Origin of the sequence: Streptomyces sp. adm13(2018), from assembly GCF_008042145.1 — a bacterium.
Classification (GTDB): Bacteria; Actinomycetota; Actinomycetes; order Streptomycetales; family Streptomycetaceae; genus Streptomyces.
Genome location: NZ_RDBH01000287.1, coordinates 1 through 1,344, shown reverse-complemented (window position 1 = coordinate 1,344; position 1,344 = coordinate 1). Strand labels below are relative to the sequence as shown.

Annotated in this window: 2 protein-coding genes; both read left to right on the top strand. The window is 74.3% G+C overall.

Translation table 11 applies throughout. The annotated features are described in order from the left end of the window. Nucleotides 1-122 precede the first annotated feature (122 nt). Entirely contained in the window at nt 123-446 is a 324-nt protein-coding gene (locus tag EAO70_RS36675) for a 4a-hydroxytetrahydrobiopterin dehydratase (RefSeq protein ID WP_148007097.1), read from the top strand. 22 nt (nt 447-468) lie between these two features. After that, the coding region (folP, locus tag EAO70_RS36670) for a dihydropteroate synthase (protein ID WP_148007096.1) at nt 469-1,344 on the top strand (876 nt) is incomplete at its 3' end.

Here is a 1,344-nt window from a genome sequence, read left to right as displayed (position 1 = left end):
CCCCGAGGTCCGCCACCCGCGGCCCGCCACCGTCCACGCTCCCGCCGCCCGGCCGTACCGGCGGCGGTCCGTCCGCGCGCCCCGGCACCGCCCCGGGCCCGCGTCCGCCTCCGGAGGAAAACATGACCGCCACGCCCACCGCCGCCCCGGACGGCTGGGAGGTGCGCGACAGCGCCCTCGTCCGGGTCTTCGAGCCGAAGACCTTCCCCGAACTCCTCGCCACCGTCGAGCGCGTGGAGCGGATCGCCGAGGCCGCCAACCACCACCCCGACATCGAGATCCGCTGGCGCCCGCCGGTGCGCACCCCCGCCGACGACCCGGCCGTGAAGCTGCCCGCGGTGCTCTCCCTCACCTTCCGCTGCAACACCCACACCCTCGGCTCCGTCACCGAGGCGGACGCGGCCCTCGCCGCGTCCATCGAGACCGCCCTCGTCCCCGCCGGCTGACGATCCCCAGGAGCTCCCGCCCATGTCCACGCACACCACCGCCGTCGGCCCCCTGGACATCCACTGGGGCAGCCGCACCTATCTGCTGGCCGTCATCAACGCCACGCCCGACTCCTTCAGCGGCGACGGCGTGTACGCCACCCCCGCCGCCGAGGAGTCCGCCGTCCGCCTGGCCGCCGCCGCCCTCGCCGACGGCGCCGACGTCGTCGACATCGGCGGTGTCCCCACCTTCCCCGGGGCCGCCCCCGTGCCCTGGGACGAGGAGCTGCGCCGGGTGACGCCGATCGTCTCGGCGATCACCCGCGAGGTGCCCGTGGCCGTCTCCGTCGACACCTGCCAGGCGCGGGTCGCCGAGGCCGCGCTGGACGCCGGAGCCCACATGATCAACAGCTGCTGGGGGCTGCGCACCACGGACGGGGCCTGGAACACCGACCTCGCCAAGGTGGTGGCCGAGCGGGAGGTTCCGCTCGTCCTCACCCACAACCGGGCCTCGGTCTCCGTCACCGGGCCCAACGGGGGCTACTGGCTGGACCCCGGGTACACCGACGTCTTCGCCGAGGTCATGGCCGATCTGAGGGCCCAGCTGGAGTACGCCCGGGAGCAGGGGATCGCCGCCGACCGGCTGATCGCCGACTTCGGCCTCGGCATGGGCAAGACGCCCGCGCAGAACCTCGTCCTCTTCGAGAACCTCTCCGCCATGCGGGAGCTCGGTGCCCCGGCGCTGCTCTCCCACTCCCGGAAGAACTTCATCGGGGAGGTCGTCGGCGGCACTCCCGCCGAGCGCGACGGTGCCACCGTCGCCCTCACCGGGCTCGGGATCGCCGCCGGCGTCGACATGCTCCGCATCCACAACGTGGCGCTCAACAAGCAGGCGGCCCTGATGTGCGACCGGATGCTC

What these genes read in the sequence shown, in the direction of transcription:
- EAO70_RS36675 (WP_148007097.1), top strand. Translation starts at nt 123, where the DNA reads ATGACCGCCACGCCCACCGCCGCCCCGGACGGCTGGGAGGTGCGCGAC.